Below are 18706 nucleotides of genomic sequence, written 5' to 3' on the forward strand. Positions count from 1 at the left end.
TCGGGCGCGATACCCTCTGCTATGAGCGCGGCCATGCTACGTATTTCGGACATCACCTATTCGGTCGAAGGCCGCCCCCTGTTCGACGGGGCCAGCGCCACCATTCCCACCGGCCACAAGGTTGGCCTTGTGGGGCGCAACGGCACCGGGAAGACCACCCTCTTCCGCCTGATCAAGGGCGAACTGGCGCTGGAAGGCGGCAGTATTTCGTTGCCGTCCCGGGCGCGGATTGGCGGTATAGCGCAAGAGGCACCCGCCTCGGACGTGTCGCTGATCAACACGGTGCTGGCCGCCGACCTCGAACGGGCCGAACTGATGGCCGAAGCCGAAACCACAACCGATCCTGATCGCATCGCCGAGGTGCAGACCCGACTCGCCGACATCGACGCCTGGTCCGCCGAGGCCCGCGCGGCCTCCATCCTCAAGGGGCTTGGCTTTGACGAAGAGGCGCAACAGCGCCCCTGCGCCGATTTCTCGGGTGGCTGGCGGATGCGGGTGGCGCTTGCCGCTGTGTTGTTCTCTGAGCCCGATCTGCTGCTGCTCGACGAGCCGACCAACTATCTCGACCTCGAAGGCGCGCTCTGGCTTGAGGCCTATCTAGTGAAATACCCTCATACGGTCATCATCATCAGCCACGACCGCGAACTTCTGAACCGCTCGGTCGGCGGCATCCTGCATCTGGAGGATCGCGGCCTCATCTACTACGGCGGCAACTATGACCAGTTCGCCCGCCAGCGCGCCGCCAACCGCGCCAATCAGGCCGCAGCCGCCAAGAAACAAGAGGCGCAGCGCGCCCACCTGCAGGCATTCGTGGACCGGTTCAAGGCCAAGGCCAGCAAGGCCAAGCAGGCGCAAAGCCGGGTGAAGATGCTGGAAAAGATGGAAACCATTCGCGCGCCCGAAGACGCAGCACGCACAGTCTTCACCTTCCCGGAGCCCGAAGAACTGTCGCCGCCGATCATCGCCACCGAGGGCGTTTCGGTCGGCTATGGCGACACGGTGATCCTCAGCAAACTGGACCTGCGCATCGATCAGGACGACCGGATCGCGCTGCTGGGCAAGAACGGCGAAGGCAAATCCACCCTGTCGAAGATGCTCTCGGGCCGTCTTGCACCGATGTCCGGCAAGATGACGCAATCGAGCAAGCTGCGCATCGGTTTCTTTGCCCAGCACCAGGTCGACGAGCTTTATATCGACGAAACCCCGCTGCAGCACCTGCAGCGCGAGCGCCCCGAAGAAGGTCAGGCAAAACTGCGGGCGCGCCTTGCGGGCTTTGGCCTTGGCGCCGCGCAGGCGGATACCGAGGTCGGACGCCTGTCGGGCGGGCAAAAGGCGCGCCTGTCACTGCTTCTGGCAACACTGGATGCGCCGCATCTTCTGATCCTCGACGAGCCGACCAACCACCTTGATATCGAAAGCCGCGAAGCGCTGGTGGAAGCGCTGACCGCCTATACCGGGGCGGTGATCCTTGTCAGCCACGACATGCACCTTCTGAGCCTTGTGGCCGACCGGCTGTGGCTGGTGTCGCAAGGCACGGTGAAACCCTATGAGGGCGATCTGACCTCTTACCGGTCGCTGCTGCTGGAAAAGGACAAACCTGCGTCGAAACCGGCCGCTGCCAAGCCAAAGCCGAAACGCCCCACGCGCGATGCCATGCTGGCGCTGCGCGCGGAGGCCCGTAAAGCCGAGGAACGCGTCAGCAAACTGACCGCAATGAAGGACAAGCTTGACATCAAGCTGGCGGACCCGGAACTCTACGAGGCAGAGAAGAAGGACGAAGCCCGCGTCTGGCAAGGCAAGCACGCCGAAGTCATCGAGGCGCTGGACCGCGCCGAACTGCTGTGGATGCGGGCGCTGGAGAAACTGGAAAAAGCCGAAGCCCTATGATCGACACGGCCTTTATGATCACCTCTTTTGTCACGCTTTTCGTGATTATTGATCCTATTGGCCTGACCCCGATCTTTCTGGCGTTGACACAAGGCATGACCGCGTCCGAGCGGCGCGGCGTGGCCATTCGCGCTTCGCTGACCGCGACCTTCATCCTCGCGCTATTCACCCTGTTCGGAGAGGCGGTTCTGGCCTTCGTCGGCATCTCAATGCCCGCCTTCCGTGTCGCAGGTGGCGCGCTGCTGTTCCTCACTGCGCTCGACATGCTGTTCGAACGGCGCACCAAACGCCGCGAACATCAGGGCGAGGAAGCCACCGAGGTCGAAGACCCGTCCGTCTTTCCGATCTCCATCCCGCTGATCGCAGGCCCCGGCTCGATTGCAACCGTGATCCTGCTCGCCGGTCAGAAACCAGGCATCGAAGGCTTTGCCCTGGTGATGAGCATCGTTCTGGCGGTGCTGTCGCTGATGCTGGTGATGTTCCTTGTCTCCGGCGTGCTGGAGCGGCTTCTGGGCAAGACCGGGATCAACGTGGTGACCCGGCTTCTGGGCATGCTGCTGGCGGCGCTTTCGGTGCAGTTCATTCTGGACGGTCTGCGCGCCTTTGGCTTTGCCGCAGGCTAGTATCGCGGCGCGAACTTCCTACATCAGAAAGCAGGAGGCGCGCTGATGACCGATATGGACTATGCCCGGGTGATTTATCTTGTCCTGCTGCTGGTGGCGGTAGGATCCTGGGTCTTCGTGCGGAACCGGCAGTCGCTGGGCAAGACGGTGCAGATGCTCGCCGTCTGGGCGTTTATCTTCCTTGGGGTGATCGCTGCCTATGGTCTGTGGGGTGATATCCGCAGCACGGTAATGCCACAGCAAAGCGTGATCACCGAACAAGGCCGGGTCGAGGTGCCGATGGCGCCGGATGGTCACTACTACCTGACCCTGTCGGTCAACGGCACGCCAGTCAATTTCCTGGTGGATACCGGCGCCAGTCAGCTGGTGCTGAGCCACGCGGACGCTGAGCGCGCCGGGATCGACACCGACAAACTGGCCTATCTGGGCCGCGCGCAGACCGCCAATGGCGAAGTGCGCACCGCCTCTTTCTGGGTGGATGAGATGTCGCTTGGCGGGATCACCGACAGCGATGTGCGGGTTTGGGTCAACGCCGGTGAGATGGATAAATCCCTGCTTGGCATGGGCTATCTGCAACGCTGGTCACGGATCGAGATCCAGAACCGCGCCCTTGTGCTGACCCGTTAAGTTACGGAGCAACGCAACGGGGCAGAGATGCGCCCTGCCCCATAGCCTGAACGCCCATCTTTCTTGCTGAGCTTACTTGCTGAGCCGCGCCTTGGGATACCCCGCGCCGCGCACGGCATTCAGGGCTTCATCACCTGCCCCAGTGGCAGTGAAAGGCCCTGCCAAAACAACTTTGTAGGTCTTGCCCTTGCGGGTGAGCGTGCCCAGACGGACCGGCAGGCCGGTGCTGCGGGCCAGATCCCGCGCAGCAGCGCGCGCCGCCGCCGGATCGGCAAAGGTCGCCGCACGGACGTAGCGACGCGGCGTGGCTTCAGATGCAGCCGCTCCCGCCTCGGGGTCCGACCTGGTCGACAGACGCAATGCCAGCGGCTCGCGCGCCTCGGCGGCGCTGCGGGCATGACGCCCCGACAATGTGACCGTCTGCCGGTCCAGCGGTTTGCGCACCAGTTTACGCGGCAGGCCATCGGTCCAGACCTCGGCCATCTGCGCATCTCCTGCAGCGCTGCGCACGCCGCGCATTGTATTCATGCGGTCGTCATCCCGTTCCACCCGGACGTAACCCGGCGGCACCGCAGTCTGTCCATTCGGCGTGGCCGCTGTTAGCGTACGCTCGGCGCGCCGGGGGTTCAGACGATCATCCTCCCAGACTGGGCGGTAGCCTTGCGGCACCGTCAGCCCCGTGCTCAGTCGGCGCTGCTGATAGACATGTGCGGGCAGGATACGGGTATTGGGCGCCAGTTGAAGCGACGAGTTCTGATCGCCCGCCCTGTCCCGGCCATAAGTCACCGGCGCTTCGGTCTGCGGGCCACAGCGGACGCCTGCGGATTTATTGATGTACTGCTGGCTGATCGCAGAAGCCCCGGGGCAGCCGCCAGCCGTCGGCGCCGTGCGCACTTGCTGCGGTGCAGGCTGCGGCGCCGGAACAACCGAAGCCGGTTTCACGACACGCCGGGGCGCGGCAGTGGTGACCCGCGTGGGGCGGGCACTGGTGCTTTGTGCAGTGCGGCGCGGTTTGGTGGTTGCGGCAACTGCAGGGGCGCTTGCAGGAGCCGTCGTCCGAGACGTGGGCGTCGCCTTTTTGGCGGGAGCCGTTGCAACCGCGGTCGCGGCGGGCTGCTGTTCCTGCGGCAGGGTGATGATTTCAGGCCCCGCGTTCGCCTGCGGCTGGCGTTTAGCAGCCCCTGCGATGGTAGTAGGCTTGTAGCCGCACAATTGCTTGCGGCTGCGGGTTACGCGGGGCACCCAGTTCACATTGCCGTCGATCCCGGCGCGGATATAGATACAACCGCGGCTGTCGACATATTGCTTACCCTTATAAGAGGCCGGGGGTACCTCTGCTGGGGGACTGGAGGCCCGCAGGGTCTGCGCCTCCACGGCCTGACCCACGCCTTGAACGCTCAGCGTGCCTGCAATGATGGCGAGCGCGACAATTCTTGTTATCTTCATACCAGAGCCCCACAACATATGGGCATACGATGCCTGATAACCAAATCTTAGTAAACCCGGCGCCGGGCACAATCTGGCGGCGTTCGGGCAAATTGTTGCCCCGGCTCCGCTGCCAAGGCAGGCAGCGGGCCCAGAGCCAGCAAATGCGAATTACTTGGTGCCGAACATGCGGTCGCCGGCATCGCCAAGACCGGGCATGATATAGCCTTTTTCGTTCAGCTCGCGATCCAGCGAGGCCGTGACGATCGGCACATCCGGATGCGCCTCTTTCATGCGCGCAACGCCTTCCGGCGCGGCCAGGAGGCAAAGGAAACGGATGTTGTTGGCACCGGCCTCTTTCAAGAGGTCGATGGCCGCTGCCGAGGAGTTGCCGGTCGCCAGCATCGGATCGACGGCGATCACCAGACGGTCCTTCAAACCTTCGGGCGCCTTGAAGTAATATTGCACCGGCTGCAGGGTTTCCTCGTCGCGGTAGAGACCCACAAATCCAACCCGGGCCGAAGGGATCAGTTCCAGTACGCCATCCAGCATGCCGTTGCCCGCCCGCAGGATCGACACCAGCGCCAGTTTCTTGCCCGCCAGGATCGGCGCTTCCATTTCCTCCATCGGGGTGTCGATGGTGGTGGTGGTCAGCGGCATTTCGCGAGTGATCTCATAGGCCAGAAGCTGGGTGATCTCGCGCAGCAGACGCCGGAACCCGGCAGTCGATGTGCCCTTGTCCCGCATCAGGGTCAGTTTGTGCTGGACCAGCGGATGATCAACAACGGTCAGATGTTCGGACATATCGGCACTCCTGCGAATAAATTTGGTCTCTCTTATGCGTCCTTGCCCGGTGCAGGCAAGCCGGATTGCCCATTCCGCTACAGAAAGCTGCGCCCCGGACCGCTGCTGGCCACGCCCAGATGCTGCGCAATCGAGACCCCGACATCGGCAAAGGCCCGCGCGCCCAGTGATCCGGCGCCCGGTGCCTTACCTAGTGTCTGGCCCGGCGCGGCCACCAGAACCGGCACCTGTTCGCGGGTGTGGTCGGTCCCCGGCCAGCTGGGATCATTGCCATGATCTGCGGTCAGAACCAGAATATCCCCGTCCCGCAACCGTGGCAGGATCTTTCCGATTTCATGGTCGAACCATTCCAGCGCCCGTGCATAGCCCGAAATATCACGCCGATGACCGTAAAGACTGTCGAACTCCACAAAGTTGGCAAAGGTCAGACTGCCCTCCTCTGCCGTCTCCACCGCCTCGGCCAGATGCTGCATCAGGTCGGCGTCGGGGCCTTTCTTCAGGGTGTCGATGCCGCTCATGGTGAAGATGTCGCCGATCTTGCCGATGGCGTGGACCTTCTGCCCGGCGTCCTGCACCCAGTTGGTCAGCAGCTTTGCCGGGGGCGTGATCGCAAAATCCCGCCGGTTGGTGGTGCGGGTAAATCCACTCTCTGGCGCGCCTACAAACGGGCGCGCGATCACCCGGCCCACCTTCATCGCATGCAGGCGCGGCGCCACCGCTTGGCACAGGTCCAGAAGACGATTGAGGCCAAAGCTCTCTTCATGCGCAGCGATCTGAAAGACACTGTCGGCAGAGGTATAGCAGATCGGGGCGCCGGTCCTCATATGCTCGTCCCCGTGACGGGCAATAATATCGGTGCCCGAGGCGTGACAATCGCCCAAGATCCCCGGCGCCCCCGCGGCCTCTGCGACAAAGGCGCTGAGATCTGCCGGAAAGGCAGGCGTCTCGTCTGGAAAGAAATGCCAGTTCCATGGCACCGGAAGGCCTGCCAGCTCCCAATGGCCGGAAGGCGTATCCTTGCCGGGGCTGACTTCAGCGGCGCAGCCCCACAGCCCCTCAGGTTCAGCGGTCAACCCCGGAAACGGCACAGCAGAGGCCAGCCGCATGGCCGATCCCAGCCCCAGCCGGTCCAGATTGGGTAGATACAGCGGGCCACTGCGCCCGTCCTCAGCCCGGCCCTCGGCGCAGGCCTGCGCGATATGCGCCAGCGTGTTGGCGCCCAGATCCGGCAGATCGCCGTTGTAAAAGCGATCCGCATCCGGCGCTCCGCCAATGCCAACGGAATCCATCACCACCAGAAAGGCGCGCGCCATCAGATGATCCTTTCGTGAATGAGCGGCGGCAGTTCCGGCGCCGCCTCTGCAATGGTGATCGCCGCCAGAACCTCCTGCGCGGCGCGGTCGGCGGCCTCTTCCCGGGCGGCATGAATGCGCACCAGCGGCGTTCCGCGTGCAACGCGCGCGCCCAGCGGCAACAAATCCGACAGGCCGACAGCAGGATCGACAAGATCGCTTTCGACCATGCGCCCGCCGCCAAGGCCAACCACGCAAAGGCCCAGCGCCTCACCGTCGATGGCGGAAATATAGCCGGCCTGCGGCGCGGCCACTTCGCGGATGACGCTGGCTTCAGGCAAAACGCTCTGCCAGTCGCTGGCAAAGCCCTGCGGCCCGCCCATTGCGGCCACCATGGCTTCGAAGCGGGCAGCGGCCCGGCCATCGGTCAATACCGCCGACAGGCGCGCGGCGGCCTCTTCCGGAGTTTTTTCCAGTCCCGCCTGCACCAACAGCACCGCCCCAAGTGCGATGGTGATCTCAGCCAGCGGCCCGGCGGTCTCGCCGGTCAGCACGCGCATCACCTCAGCCACCTCTAGCGCATTGCCCAGCGCGGGCGCCAAGGGCTGGTTCATATCGGTGATCAGCGCCGAGGTCGGGCAGCCTGCCGCATTGGCGGTGTCCACCAGCGAACGCGCCAGCGCGCGGGCCTCCTCGTCAGATTTCATGAAGGCGCCCGAACCTGTCTTTACGTCCAGCACCAGCGCATCGGGGCTGGCGGCCAGTTTCTTGGACAGGATCGAGGCGGTGATCAGATCCAGGCTTTCGACCGTGGCCGTCACATCGCGGATCGCATAGAGCCGTTTATCTGCGGGAGCGATCTGCGCGGTTGCCCCGACGATGGCACAGCCGACATCGCGCATCAGACCGTCCAGTCGATCCTCGGACACTGAGGTGGTAACGCCGGGGATGGCCTCCATCTTGTCCAGCGTCCCGCCGGTATGGCCCAGCCCCCGCCCCGAGATCATCGGCACATAGGCGCCGCATTCCGCCAGCGCGGGCGCCAGCAAGAGCGATACACAGTCGCCGACACCGCCAGTGGAATGCTTATCCAGCACCGGCCCATCCAGATCCCAGCTCAGCACATCACCGCTGTCGCGCATGGCAAGCGTCAGCGCGCGGCGGCCATCCGTGCTCAGCCCCTGCAGACAGACCGCCATGGCAAAGGCCCCGGCCTGGGCATCGCTGACCGTACCATCGGCAAGCCCCTGAGCAAACCAGCGCAGATCGGCGTCACTCGGGGTCTCTCCCCGGCGCAGGACAGCATTGATCGCACGGGCATCCATAGGGGATCAGGCCCCGGCCATGTGGCTGGCACCAAAGGCACCGGGCAACAGATCGGCAATGGTGGCGTGCCGCTCGGCCCCTGCGGTGGTGCCCATGGTCACAGACACTTCTCCGCTGCCGAATTCAGCCAGTTTCTGACGGCATCCGCCGCAGGGCGGCACCGGGTCGGGACTGTCGGCGATCACATAGACCTCTGCCAGCTGCGTCTCGCCCGCTGCCACCATGGCGGCAATCGCCCCGGCCTCGGCGCAGGTGCCTTCGGGATAGGCGACATTCTCTACGTTGCAGCCCACGTAGACCGTGCCCGAGGCCGCGCGAATGGCGGCCCCGACCTTGAAGTTGGAATAGGGCGCGTGCGCGTTCTCACGCACGGCAATGGCTGCTTCCTTCAGACTCATGCTTCCTCCAGCTTTGTGTTGAAGGTACCCGGCAGGCTGACCTCAAGCAATTCCAGATCCGCAGAGCCATCGCTGAGCCGCGTTTTCATGCCGGGCGGAATGACGAAGGCATCGCCTGCTTCCAGCTCATAAGGATCACGCCCTTCCCCGTGCAGGGTAACGCTGCCCTCCATCACGAAGGTAAAGAGGATGTCGGTGTCGTGGCTGGCCCAGGGGCTGTTGCCCGCCTCTGCGCCCTCGGCGCGGCGTACCACCTGCACCGAGGCGACGCCCTTGGTGTTGTCGTTGATGGTGGTGTCGCGGCAGACAAAACCCGGCAGACGGAAAGGAACCCAGTCTGCGCCCGCTGCCTGATTGTAGACAAACCGCTGGCCCTGCCATTCGCGATCAGGGCGGTAATGCGGGGTCGGCAGGGTCATCTCGTGGTCGATCTCGGTCACATGTTCTGCCGGAACGCCGATCTCGATCACCTGCACGTTGTCGCTTGCCTCCAGCACGCGGTGACGGATTTCGGGCGGCTGGATAAAACAGTCACCCGCCGTCAGGCGCATCTTCTCGCCCTGATCCTCATAGACCACATCGACCCAGCCGTGGATGCAGAAAATCAGCTGAAAGCCGACCCGGTGGAAGTGCACCATATCCGGCACTGGCCCGCCATCGGGGATGCGGATGTGGCTGGCGATGATCGAGCCGCCCAAGCGGTCCGGCACCAGATCACGGTAATGCATGCCCGCGCGCCCGATGATCCAGGGCGCCTGATCCTTCAGCCTACGCACCACGAAGGAATGCACCGTGTCCGGCATCACAATTGGTTGATGACGCTCTTCGATTTCGATTTTGGTGCCGTTCGGGGCGGTCAGACTACGCGCCCCGCCCGCGAATCCCTCGGGGTCTTCGGTCAGAATGCGCAGGGTTCCGGGGCTCTCGGGGGCCCCCCGTTCGATACGCAGCCGCAGGCCATGCCCCGAGAAGACACCGATGCGCGGATCGTCCGCCGGATAGATCATATCCAGCTTCATTCCCAAGGTTTTAGTATAAAACGGAATATCGTCGCGTAGCTCCTGCGTGGGCAGGCGCATTTCTGCGATGGTCTCGGCCATCTCTCTTCTCCCTCAGACGGTCTGGTGCGGTTCTGCCCGGCAGAGTGATCCGATTGGATAAAATATGCAAGGATCCGCCCGCCGCCGAGACCGCCCCGAAAACCCTGTTCCCCTCCGGCGCAATATAGTTTAACGCTAAACTATCAGTTTTGGAGGGCCCCATGTCCGATACCCCGAACCTGCGCGACGCCGCGCTGCGCTATCACGAATTCCCCCGCCCCGGTAAGCTGGAGATCCGTGCGACCAAACCGATGGCCAATGGCCGCGATCTGGCGCGGGCCTACTCCCCCGGCGTCGCCGAGGCCTGCCTTGAGATCAAAGCAGAGGCAAGCACCGCCGCGCGCTATACCTCGCGCGGCAACCTGGTGGCGGTTGTCACCAACGGCACCGCGGTTCTGGGGCTGGGCAATATCGGCCCGCTCGCTTCGAAACCGGTGATGGAAGGCAAGGCGGTCCTGTTCAAAAATTTCGCGGGCATCGACTGTTTCGACCTGGAACTGAACGAAAGCGATCCGGAGAAGCTGGCCGATCTGGTCTGCGCGCTGGAGCCGACATTCGGCGCCATCAACCTGGAAGACATCAAGGCGCCCGATTGCTTCATCGTCGAGAAGATCTGCCGCGAGCGGATGGGCATTCCGGTGTTCCACGACGACCAGCACGGCACCGCCATCGTAGTGGGGGCTGCCGCCCGCAACGCGCTGCATGTGGCAAAGAAATCCTTTGAGGACATCAAGGTCGTCTCGACTGGCGGCGGCGCAGCGGGCATTGCCTGTCTCAACATGCTGATGAAACTGGGCGTCAAACGGGAAAACATCTGGCTCTGTGACCTTCATGGTCTGGTCTACGAAGGCCGCACCGAAGACATGAACCCGATGAAAGCCGCCTTTGCCCAGAAAACCGATCTGCGCACACTGGAGGATGTGATCGACGGCGCCGATCTGTTCCTCGGCCTCTCCGGTCCAAACGTTCTGAAACCTGATCACGTCGCCCAGATGGCCAAGCGACCGATCATCTTTGCCCTTGCCAACCCGACGCCGGAAATCATGCCCGATGAGGCCCGCAAAGTGGCGCCCGATGCCATCATCGCCACCGGGCGCAGCGATTTCCCCAATCAGGTCAACAACGTCCTGTGTTTCCCGTTCATCTTCCGCGGCGCGCTGGACGTCGGCGCGACCGAGATCAACGACGAAATGCAGATCGCCTGCGTCGAAGGCATCGCGGAACTGGCGCGCCGGACCACCTCGGCCGAGGCGGCAGCGGCCTATCAGGGCGAACAGCTGACATTCGGCGCCGACTACCTGATCCCGAAACCCTTTGATCCGCGCCTTGTGGGGGTTGTCTCCTCTGCCGTGGCCAGCGCCGCCATGAAAAGCGGCGTTGCCACCCGCCCGATCGCGGATCTGACCGCCTATCGCGCCCAACTGAACCAGACCGTGTTCAAATCGGCGCTGTTGATGAAACCGGTGTTCGAAGCCGCCCGCGCCGCCGCCCGCCGCATCGTCTTTGCCGAGGGCGAGGATGAACGGGTGCTGCGCGCCGCGCAGGAGGTATTGGAAGAGACCACCGAAACCCCGATCCTGATCGGCCGCCCCGATGTGATCGAGGCACGCTGCGAGAAGATGGGCCTGCGCATCCGACCCGGCAGCGATTTCCAGATCGTCAACCCGGAGAACGATCCGCGCTATTACGATTACTGGAACAGCTATCACAAACTGATGCAGCGCAAGGGCGTGACCCCGGATCTGGCCAAGGCGATCATGCGCACCAATACCACGGCCATCGGCGCCATCATGGTGCACCGCGGCGAGGCGGACAGCCTGATCTGCGGCACCTTTGGCGAATACCGCTGGCACCTTAACTATGTGACCCAGGTTCTGGGCGGCGGCACCTATGCACCGCATGGCGCGCTGTCGATGATGATCCTTGAGGACGGCCCGCTGTTCATCGCCGACACCCAGGTGCGGATCGAACCCACCCCCGAGCAGATCGCCCAGACCGTTATGGGCGCCGCGCGCCACGTACGCCGCTTTGGTCTGGAGCCCAAAATTGCCCTTTGCTCGCAATCTCAGTTCGGCAATATCGATTGCGACACCGGTGCCCGGCTGCGCGACGCCATAGACATTCTGGACGATAAGCCACGCGATTTCATCTACGAAGGCGAAATGAACATCGACACCGCGCTGGATCCTGAGTTGCGCGGGCGGATCTTCCCCAATTCCCGGCTGGAAGGCGCCGCCAATGTGCTGGTCTTTGCCCATGCGGATGCTGCCAGTGGCGTGCGCAACATCCTGAAAATGCGCTCGGACGGGCTGGAGGTCGGCCCCATCCTGATGGGTATGGGCAACCGCGCCCATATCGTCAGCCCGTCGATCACCGCACGGGGGCTTTTGAACATGGCGGCAATTGCCGGTACGCCCGTCGCCCACTACGGCTGATAGCGACCAATTTAGCGCGCTTGCGCGCCGCCCCCGGTGAGCGGCGCGCCAGTGCCGTCACGTCAGATGCGGAGCCTGCGCTCTGCCCCGCATATGAATTGCTGAATATAAACACAAAAGTAACCCCCGACACTTAGCAAGACATTGGTATGGCCCGTGCCAAGCGGTATTGACGCGGGCTGGTCACAGGAGGCGGTTCAGGACGTAACAGGTTCGGAATTGTCCGGCGCAAGGCAGGATCTGCCAAGGCGCAGTGCGAAGGTTGGACGAGGTGACGGAACAGTTTCCGCAACATAGCCCAGAAGGAGATGGTGGAGCCGCCGGAGCCGAAAGGGACTGTCAAGCGCAGGAACAGCGGATCGGGCTGAGCCTCCTTAAGCATGCCTATCGCAACCATCTGTCCAATCTCTTCGTGAACGTCGCCTGCGTCCTGGGCGTCTACGCCCAGTTCCAGTACACGGGGCAAGGCAGCACCTTGGTCGATACTCTGACCGCCTGTCTGCTGACGCTGTCCATTGGCCGGACGATCCTGGCAGCGCGGGACGAAAGGCACCTGTCGCAGGAAACCGATCCTGAATCATCTCTGGCAGTAGGTGCCAGTCGGCGTTATTTCCTCGGCACATTTCTTGGCAGTCTGATCTGGGGGGGCCTGCTGCATGCTGCCCTGCAAAGCGGCAATCAGGACCTGAAGTATTTCACCGTCATCGTCGTCTCTGCCATGGCCTCCGGGGCGACCGGGGTGCTCGCGCCGATGGCAAACACGGGCCGTATCTATATTGCCACCCTGCTGACGCTGATCATCGCTGAACTGTGCCTGCAGCCTGTGCCGGAATTCGCTCTCGCCACTTTGGTTGCCGTCTTCATGGCCGTCATGTTGGTCACACACCAACGCAACTACAATATCCTACGCCATTCGATCCGCCTGCAACTGCGCAATCACGAACTGGTGCAGGACCTGCGCGTCCAGCAGGAAGCCCTGACCGAACTCAATGCAACGCTGGAAGACCGGGTCAAGAAACGCACCCGAGACCTGAAACGGCTGGCGGAACATGACAGCTTGACCCAGCTGTATAATCGCCGTGGCATCATTCAATGGGTGGAGGATCAGCAACCCAATATCCCTGACGGATATGCCTTTGTCGTGATCTTCATCGATCTGGACCGGTTCAAGCAGATCAACGACGGCATGGGCCATGCCACCGGGGACTGCGCCCTTGCAGAAATCGGCGAACGTCTGGCTGACGCCGCGCCGGAACACGCGGCCTTCTGCCGTTGGGGCGGAGACGAATTCGTAGGATTGGTTGCGGTGCCTGAAGAGCGCTGCATCGACATCGGCTATGAATTCACCGAACAACTGCGCGCCATTATCGAAAAGCCCATCATCTTCTCCAGCCAGGAGGTCACCGTGGGGTTCAGCGCCGGTCTCGCCGTCTCGCGCCCCCGTCCGGTCGCAGTCAGCGAGGCGATCAGATCTGCGGATCTGGCCGCCGGAGAGATCAAGCGAACCGGACGCGGCAACACGCTGCTGTTCTCCAAAGAGCTGGTTGAAGAAAAAGAGCGCCACCTGATCATTGCCCAGCGCCTGAAACACGCGGTGCCTGCCAATGAAATGCACCTGGCCTTTCAACCGCTCGTGCATGCGGATGATTTCTCGTTGCATTCGTACGAGGTTCTGCTGCGCTGGGACAATCCGATCCTTGGCCGTGTCAGCCCGGAAGAGTTTATTCCCATCGCCGAAGACATCGGCGAGATCGTCCGCATCGGCGAATATGTGCTGGATACGGCACTCTCGACCTACACCGAAGAACTTGGACGCGATTCACATGTGAAGCTGGCGCTCAATATCTCGCTGCGGCAGCTGGTTGTGCCCGGGTTCGCAGACTTCATTCTGGGATACCTTGAAAAATACGGCCTGTCCGCCCGATCACTGATCCTTGAGGTGACAGAAACGATTTTTGACGCCCGGAATCAAAACCAGATCATCGCGGTTCTAAATGCACTGCACGCCAAGGGCATCGAAGTTCACATCGACGATTTCGGCACCGGCTATTCCTCGCTGTCACGCTTGCACGAAATGCCTATTTCGGCCCTTAAGATCGACAAATCCTTTGTTCAGCAGATCGACGATCAACGCTGCGCCATCATCGAAGGCAGCGTCATGATTGCTGAACGGTTCGGTGTGCATACCGTGGCCGAAGGGGTAGAAACCGTTGAACAGGCCCGCCTGCTGCACGCCATCGGCGTCACCTATCTGCAGGGCTACCTCTTTGGCAAACCCAAGCCCCATTTTGCCGAAGTGACAGTGCACTCCGACTTCCTGCTCTGGACCAAGGACAAACAGTCCCGCGCTTCCTAGATCCCGGCGCTCCGGCGGGAAAGTATCACTTCTCAGCCTTCTTTTCCCAGCGCCCGCTTTCTTCGGACCAGTATTGCGCCGAACAGCCTGCATCGGTCAGGGTTTTCCACTGCACGCGGGCATGCTGCACCGCCTCGGGGTCGGTACCATCAAACAGGATACAGACGCGCTCCAGCGCCTGCACCTCTTCTGGTGAAACCGCTGCCCCATCCACCGCCATGACGCAGCTGGGCGTGTTTGCCGCCTCGGCTTCGGTGGTCAGCAGGATAGGCTGCAACGCATCATGCGGACCGCCCGCCAGCCCGTGCGGCAGGAAGGCGTCATCGCCCCCCAGCCACAGGCGTTCATCCAGCCAGGCCATGCGATCCCGGCTTTGGCCCCGCACAGCAATACGCCAGCCTGCGCCGCGCGCCTTATCCAGCAGCACCGGCAGCGTATCCTGCAGTGGCCTGCGCGTCAGATGATAGAAATAGGCGGCCCCCATGGCAGTGTCATTCGGCCTCGAACCGATCCTGCACCAGCCGGTTCAGCGCCATGACGCCCCAGCCGGTCGCCCCTTTGGGTGCATAGGCGGTTTCGGTCTTAACCGAGGCAACGCCCGCGATATCCAGATGGATCCACGGCATGCCGTCCTGAATGAACCGTTGCAGGAACTGAGCGGCGGTGATCGAACCTGCAGGACGGCCGCCGACGTTTTTCATATCGGCAATGCGCGATTTCAGCTGATCATCATAGGCTTGTCCCAGAGGCAGACGCCATGCGCCTTCATCCTCGGCTGCGGCGGATTTCAGGAAACCATTGCACAGGCTGTCATCATTGGAGAAGACGCCAGCGTTTTCGTGGCCAAGACCGATGATGATCGCACCCGTCAGGGTGGCCAGATCGATCACGCCCGCCGGTTTGAACCGCTCCTGCGCGTACCAGAGCACGTCGCACAGAACCAGACGACCTTCGGCATCGGTATTGATGACCTCAACCGTATCGCCCTTCATCGTCTTCACCACATCGCCGGGCCGGGTGGCGTTGCCCGATGGCATATTCTCGACCAGACCAACCAGACCCACCACATTGGCCTTTGCCTTGCGCAGGGCCAGCGCCTTCATGGTACCGGTCACAACACCGGCGCCGCCCATATCCATGGTCATGTCTTCCATGCCCGCAGCCGGTTTCAGCGAGATACCACCAGTGTCAAACACAACCCCCTTGCCCACTAGCGCCAGCGGCGCGGCATCGCTCGGGCCGCCCTTCCATTGCATGACGGCGACTTTGGACGGGCTGTCCGATCCCTGCCCCACCGACAGGAGGCAATGCATGCCCAGCTCTGCAAGCGCTGCCTCGTCGAGGATCTCGACCTCAAGACCGATATCGGAAAGCTCTTCGATCCGGCGCGCGAACTCGGTGGTGGTCAGCACGTTCGCCGGCTCGTTGATCAGATCGCGGGTCATATGCACGCCTTCAGCCACCGCCAGGAGCGGAGCGAAAGCCGTCGCCATCTCCTCCGGTGATTTATGCGCGATCACCACTTCCCCCTTCGGTGCCTCATCGGCAGCAGTCTTGTGCTGATCAAACCCATAGGCCCGCAGCGCCAGTCCCAACGCAAGATCTGCCGCCCGAGGCATCGGCCCCGCCATAACGGTAAGCGCCTTGCCGCCTGCGCGTTTTGCCAGTTCAGCGCCCGCCTTTCGGGCCTCGGTCTGGCTGGCGCGTTTGGGCAGCACCAGTACATGCAGTGCCTCAGCGGCGAGGCCAGCAGGCCAGGCCATGGTGATCACCGAGCCGGTTTTTGCCTTCTTGAACCCTTCCGATTCGATCAGCCGGGCAATGCCCCCCTTGCCCAGACGGTTGGCGGTACGCGCCGCCTGATCCATTGTCCCCTCCGGCGTCACCAGAACCGCGACATGGCCAGTCATTTCGGCCAGGGTCTTGGGATCATAGTCATCAAAACGGATCGGGGTCAGAGTGCTCATCGCATGGGCTCCTGTCGGTCTTTTACATGGTTTTGCAACAGCTACCCTGTGCTTGACGGCTTGACCAGCCCTGCGGATTGCACGCCGCGCCCGGCTTTGATCATTGCCTGTCGGCTGTGCAGATTGCAGTTTTCCCCGCCGGACAAATCCTTTAAGCTGCGGCGCAATCACAACCGCAAGATCTGGGGGGATCAGGTGTCACGCTACGACAGATATGTGCTGTCGCAATACCTGCTGTTCTTCGGCTTCTTTGCGCTCATCCTTGTAGCTGTGTTCTGGGTGAACCGGGCCGTGGTGCTGTTCGACCGGCTGATCGGAGACGGGCAGTCGGCGCTGGTCTTCCTGGAATTCACCGCCCTGACGCTGCCGAATCTGATCCGCATGGTGCTGCCAGTCGCCGCCTTTGCCGCCTCGGTCTGGGTGACCAACCGGCTGCACAATGAAAGCGAGCTGACGGTGCTGCGCGCGACCGGAACCAGCCCTTGGCAAATGGCCCGCCCGGCGCTGGCTTTTGGCATCATTACCGCGCTGATGATGTCAGTGCTGACGCATTTCCTGTTGCCGTCCTCGATCAACCAGCTTGCGCTGCGCGAACGGGAGGTGTCACGCAATGTCACAGCCCGCCTGCTGACCGAAGGCAAATTCCTGCACCCGGCCAAAGGCGTCACCTTCTACATCCGGCAAATCGACCCTGACGGCACTCTCAACGACGTTTTCCTTTCGGACCGGCGCGATCCGGAGCAATCGGTCACCTACACAGGCGCCCGCGCCTTTCTGGTGCGCGATGGCGACAAGGCCCATCTCATCATGGTGGATGGCATGGCGCAGCGGCTGGATCACAAGACCCAGACGATGTCGACCACCGTCTTTTCTGACTTTTCCTATGATATCAGCTCTCTGACTCAAAAGATTGGTCAAACGACCCGCAATATCCGCGCGATTTCCAGTCTTGAGCTGCTGACCGCAAAAGAGGCGATCACCGACAGCGAAGGCTATTCGCAGGGCGCCCTCACTGAAGAACTGCATCTGCGGTTTGCCCGGGCCCTGGTCTGCGTCACGGTCGCCCTGATTGGGTTTTCCGCGCTGATGTTGGGAACATTTTCGCGCTTTGGGGTCTGGCGGCAGGCGCTGATAGCCTTTGCTCTGCTGATCGGGGTCGAGGGCCTGCGCGGTATCGTCTCGGAACCCGTTCTGAAGAACCCCGATCTTTGGCCGCTGATTTATCTCCCCGCGCTGAGCGGCCTTGCCATTGCGCTGCTGTTTCTGCATCTGGCCAGCCACCCTAGCCTGCTGCGCAGGCGGCGGCGGGCTGAACCGGGAGAGCAGCTGGCGTGAAACTCGATCTCTATTATGCACGCAGATTTGCGCAGTGGTTCCTCGTTATCGCTGGCGTCCTAATGACGTTGGTGGTGCTGATCGACCTCAACGAGCAGATCCGCCGGTTTGACAGCCTCGACCTCGGCGCCGGTAAGTTGATCGGTCTGACACTGTTGAACGCCCCCGCCGCCTTTGACGAATTTCTGCCGCTGATCATGATCCTCAGCACCATCGTGCTGTTCGTTGGGCTCGCGCGCAGCAGTGAGCTGGTGGTGACCAGAGCCATCGGTCGCTCTGGCATTCGGGCGCTGGCCGCGCCGGTTCTGGTAGCCGCGCTGATCGGCATTCTGGCCCTCAGCACCCTGAACCCCATCGTCGCGGCGACGACCAACCGTTTCAAAACCCTTTCGGAAACCTATCGCAACGGCGGCCCCTCGGCGCTGTCGCTGTCCGGCGAGGGGCTGTGGCTACGTCAGGGTAGCCCGCAGGGGCAATCGCTGATTCACGCGTCGGGCTACGCGGGCGAGCAGCAGGACTCCAGCCTGGGAAAGGGCGATGCCGACAGTATCAAACTGTTCGACATCACCATTCTCGACTACGCCCCCGGGGGCACACCAATCCGTCAGATCGTCGCCGAAAGCGCCCGCCTGCAGGGCGGCGACTGGCTGCTGACCAAGGCCAAGGTCTGGCCATTGGCCGCTGGATTGAACCCCGAAACCAGCTCGGCTGAGCACGAAGTGTTACTGGTGCCGACCACACTGACCACCGACCGGATCCGCGACACGCTTGGCACCGCTGACGGGATCTCGGTTTATGACCTACCCGCCACCATCCGCGATCTGGATGAAGCCGGGTTCTCCACCAAACGCTACGAGGTTTGGTATCAGGCCGAACTGGCCCGGCCGCTGTTCCTGGTGGCCATGGTGCTGGTCGGTGCGGCCTTTACCATGCGCCATGCCCGCTTTGGCGGCACAGGTCTGGCGGTACTCACTGCCGTCTTGCTGGGCTTTGGCCTTCATTTCATACGTAACTTTGCGCAGGTTCTTGGCGAGAACGGCCAGATTCCGGTGGCCCTGGCCGCTTGGGCTCCACCGGTTGCCGCGATTCTGCTGACTATGGGCCTGCTTTTGCATGCCGAGGACGGTTAAT

Annotated in this window: 15 protein-coding genes; 7 read left to right on the forward strand and 8 right to left on the reverse strand. The window is 62.5% G+C overall.

Annotated elements, in window-relative coordinates:
• The first annotated feature begins 33 nt into the window (after positions 1-33).
• The 3 genes from SM763_RS01895 to SM763_RS01905 are packed head-to-tail and all read left to right on the forward strand — an operon-like array spanning position 34 to position 3137.
• A complete protein-coding gene (locus SM763_RS01895; protein ID WP_368997284.1) occupies positions 34-1887 on the forward strand; it encodes an ABC-F family ATP-binding cassette domain-containing protein in 1854 nt (617 codons plus the stop codon).
• Complete coding sequence (locus SM763_RS01900; RefSeq protein WP_065273291.1) at positions 1884-2510, forward strand: MarC family protein; 627 nt, start codon at positions 1884-1886, stop codon at positions 2508-2510. The genes SM763_RS01895 and SM763_RS01900 overlap by 4 nt, the downstream gene beginning before the upstream one ends.
• Positions 2511-2555: 45 nt before the next feature.
• On the forward strand, positions 2556-3137 hold the full coding sequence (locus SM763_RS01905) for a retropepsin-like aspartic protease family protein (protein WP_368997286.1): 582 nt from the start codon (positions 2556-2558) through the stop codon (positions 3135-3137).
• 72 nt (positions 3138-3209) lie between these two features.
• On the opposite strand, the gene SM763_RS01910 is transcribed toward SM763_RS01905, so the two are convergent.
• From SM763_RS01910 to SM763_RS01935, 6 genes are all read right to left on the reverse strand, one after another.
• Positions 3210-4583, reverse strand: coding sequence for an SPOR domain-containing protein (locus SM763_RS01910; protein WP_368997288.1), 1374 nt, complete (start codon positions 4581-4583; stop codon positions 3210-3212).
• Positions 4584-4733: 150 nt separating this feature from the next.
• Positions 4734-5366: a uracil phosphoribosyltransferase gene (gene upp / locus SM763_RS01915; RefSeq protein WP_065273288.1), complete on the reverse strand. Its 633-nt coding sequence runs from the start codon at positions 5364-5366 to the stop codon at positions 4734-4736.
• 77 nt (positions 5367-5443) lie between these two features.
• Positions 5444-6679 (reverse strand): phosphopentomutase, encoded by a 1236-nt coding sequence (locus SM763_RS01920; protein WP_368997290.1) that lies wholly within the window; start codon positions 6677-6679, stop codon positions 5444-5446.
• Positions 6679-7983: a thymidine phosphorylase gene (locus SM763_RS01925; protein WP_368997291.1), complete on the reverse strand. Its 1305-nt coding sequence runs from the start codon at positions 7981-7983 to the stop codon at positions 6679-6681. The genes SM763_RS01920 and SM763_RS01925 overlap by 1 nt, the downstream gene beginning before the upstream one ends.
• 6 nt (positions 7984-7989) lie before the next feature.
• Positions 7990-8382: a cytidine deaminase gene (locus tag SM763_RS01930; protein ID WP_368997293.1), complete on the reverse strand. Its 393-nt coding sequence runs from the start codon at positions 8380-8382 to the stop codon at positions 7990-7992.
• The gene (locus tag SM763_RS01935) at positions 8379-9482 is read right to left on the reverse strand and encodes a cupin domain-containing protein (protein ID WP_274828485.1); all 1104 of its coding nucleotides are present in this window, start codon (positions 9480-9482) and stop codon (positions 8379-8381) included. The genes SM763_RS01930 and SM763_RS01935 overlap by 4 nt, the downstream gene beginning before the upstream one ends.
• 161 nt (positions 9483-9643) lie before the next feature.
• On the opposite strand from SM763_RS01935, the gene SM763_RS01940 reads away from it, so the two are divergent.
• Both SM763_RS01940 and SM763_RS01945 read left to right on the forward strand, forming a co-directional pair.
• Positions 9644-11917, forward strand: coding sequence for an NADP-dependent malic enzyme (locus SM763_RS01940; protein ID WP_368997295.1), 2274 nt, complete (start codon positions 9644-9646; stop codon positions 11915-11917).
• Between the two features lie 271 nt (positions 11918-12188).
• Positions 12189-14273, forward strand: a complete 2085-nt coding sequence (locus SM763_RS01945; RefSeq protein ID WP_368997297.1) for a putative bifunctional diguanylate cyclase/phosphodiesterase — start codon at positions 12189-12191, stop codon at positions 14271-14273.
• 25 nt (positions 14274-14298) lie between these two features.
• Here the strand turns inward: SM763_RS01945 and SM763_RS01950 are convergent, their stop codons facing one another.
• Both SM763_RS01950 and SM763_RS01955 read right to left on the reverse strand, forming a co-directional pair.
• Entirely contained in the window at positions 14299-14757 is a 459-nt protein-coding gene (locus SM763_RS01950) for a DNA polymerase III subunit chi (protein WP_368997299.1), read from the reverse strand.
• A 7-nt stretch (positions 14758-14764) separates the two neighbouring features.
• Positions 14765-16240 carry a leucyl aminopeptidase gene (locus SM763_RS01955; protein WP_274833738.1) on the reverse strand — a complete coding sequence of 492 codons (1476 nt, stop codon included), beginning with the start codon at positions 16238-16240 and terminating at the stop codon, positions 14765-14767.
• A gap of 195 nt (positions 16241-16435) precedes the next feature.
• Between SM763_RS01955 and lptF the strand changes: the two genes are divergently transcribed.
• Together lptF and lptG are read left to right on the forward strand one after the other, a co-directional pair.
• Positions 16436-17575: an LPS export ABC transporter permease LptF gene (lptF, locus tag SM763_RS01960; RefSeq protein ID WP_274834457.1), complete on the forward strand. Its 1140-nt coding sequence runs from the start codon at positions 16436-16438 to the stop codon at positions 17573-17575.
• Positions 17572-18705 carry an LPS export ABC transporter permease LptG gene (lptG, locus tag SM763_RS01965; protein ID WP_368997301.1) on the forward strand — a complete coding sequence of 378 codons (1134 nt, stop codon included), beginning with the start codon at positions 17572-17574 and terminating at the stop codon, positions 18703-18705. Before lptF ends, lptG begins: the two co-directional genes overlap by 4 nt.
• Position 18706: the final 1 nt, after the last annotated feature.

This window comes from Pseudophaeobacter sp. C1-32P7 (assembly GCF_041008775.1).
Lineage (GTDB): Bacteria > Pseudomonadota > Alphaproteobacteria > Rhodobacterales > Rhodobacteraceae > Phycobacter > Phycobacter gallaeciensis_A.

Coding starts and splice junctions, on each gene's coding strand:
- SM763_RS01895 (WP_368997284.1), top strand. CDS start 34: ATGCTACGTATTTCGGACATCACCTATTCGGTCGAAGGCCGCCCCCTG.
- SM763_RS01935 (WP_274828485.1), bottom strand. CDS start 9,482: ATGGCCGAGACCATCGCAGAAATGCGCCTGCCCACGCAGGAGCTACGC.
- SM763_RS01930 (WP_368997293.1), bottom strand. CDS start 8,382: ATGAGTCTGAAGGAAGCAGCCATTGCCGTGCGTGAGAACGCGCACGCG.
- SM763_RS01910 (WP_368997288.1), bottom strand. CDS start 4,583: ATGAAGATAACAAGAATTGTCGCGCTCGCCATCATTGCAGGCACGCTG.
- upp (WP_065273288.1), bottom strand. CDS start 5,366: ATGTCCGAACATCTGACCGTTGTTGATCATCCGCTGGTCCAGCACAAA.
- SM763_RS01920 (WP_368997290.1), bottom strand. CDS start 6,679: ATGGCGCGCGCCTTTCTGGTGGTGATGGATTCCGTTGGCATTGGCGGA.
- SM763_RS01955 (WP_274833738.1), bottom strand. CDS start 16,240: ATGAGCACTCTGACCCCGATCCGTTTTGATGACTATGATCCCAAGACC.
- SM763_RS01905 (WP_368997286.1), top strand. CDS start 2,556: ATGACCGATATGGACTATGCCCGGGTGATTTATCTTGTCCTGCTGCTG.
- SM763_RS01900 (WP_065273291.1), top strand. CDS start 1,884: ATGATCGACACGGCCTTTATGATCACCTCTTTTGTCACGCTTTTCGTG.
- SM763_RS01950 (WP_368997299.1), bottom strand. CDS start 14,757: ATGGGGGCCGCCTATTTCTATCATCTGACGCGCAGGCCACTGCAGGAT.
- SM763_RS01940 (WP_368997295.1), top strand. CDS start 9,644: ATGTCCGATACCCCGAACCTGCGCGACGCCGCGCTGCGCTATCACGAA.
- SM763_RS01925 (WP_368997291.1), bottom strand. CDS start 7,983: ATGGATGCCCGTGCGATCAATGCTGTCCTGCGCCGGGGAGAGACCCCG.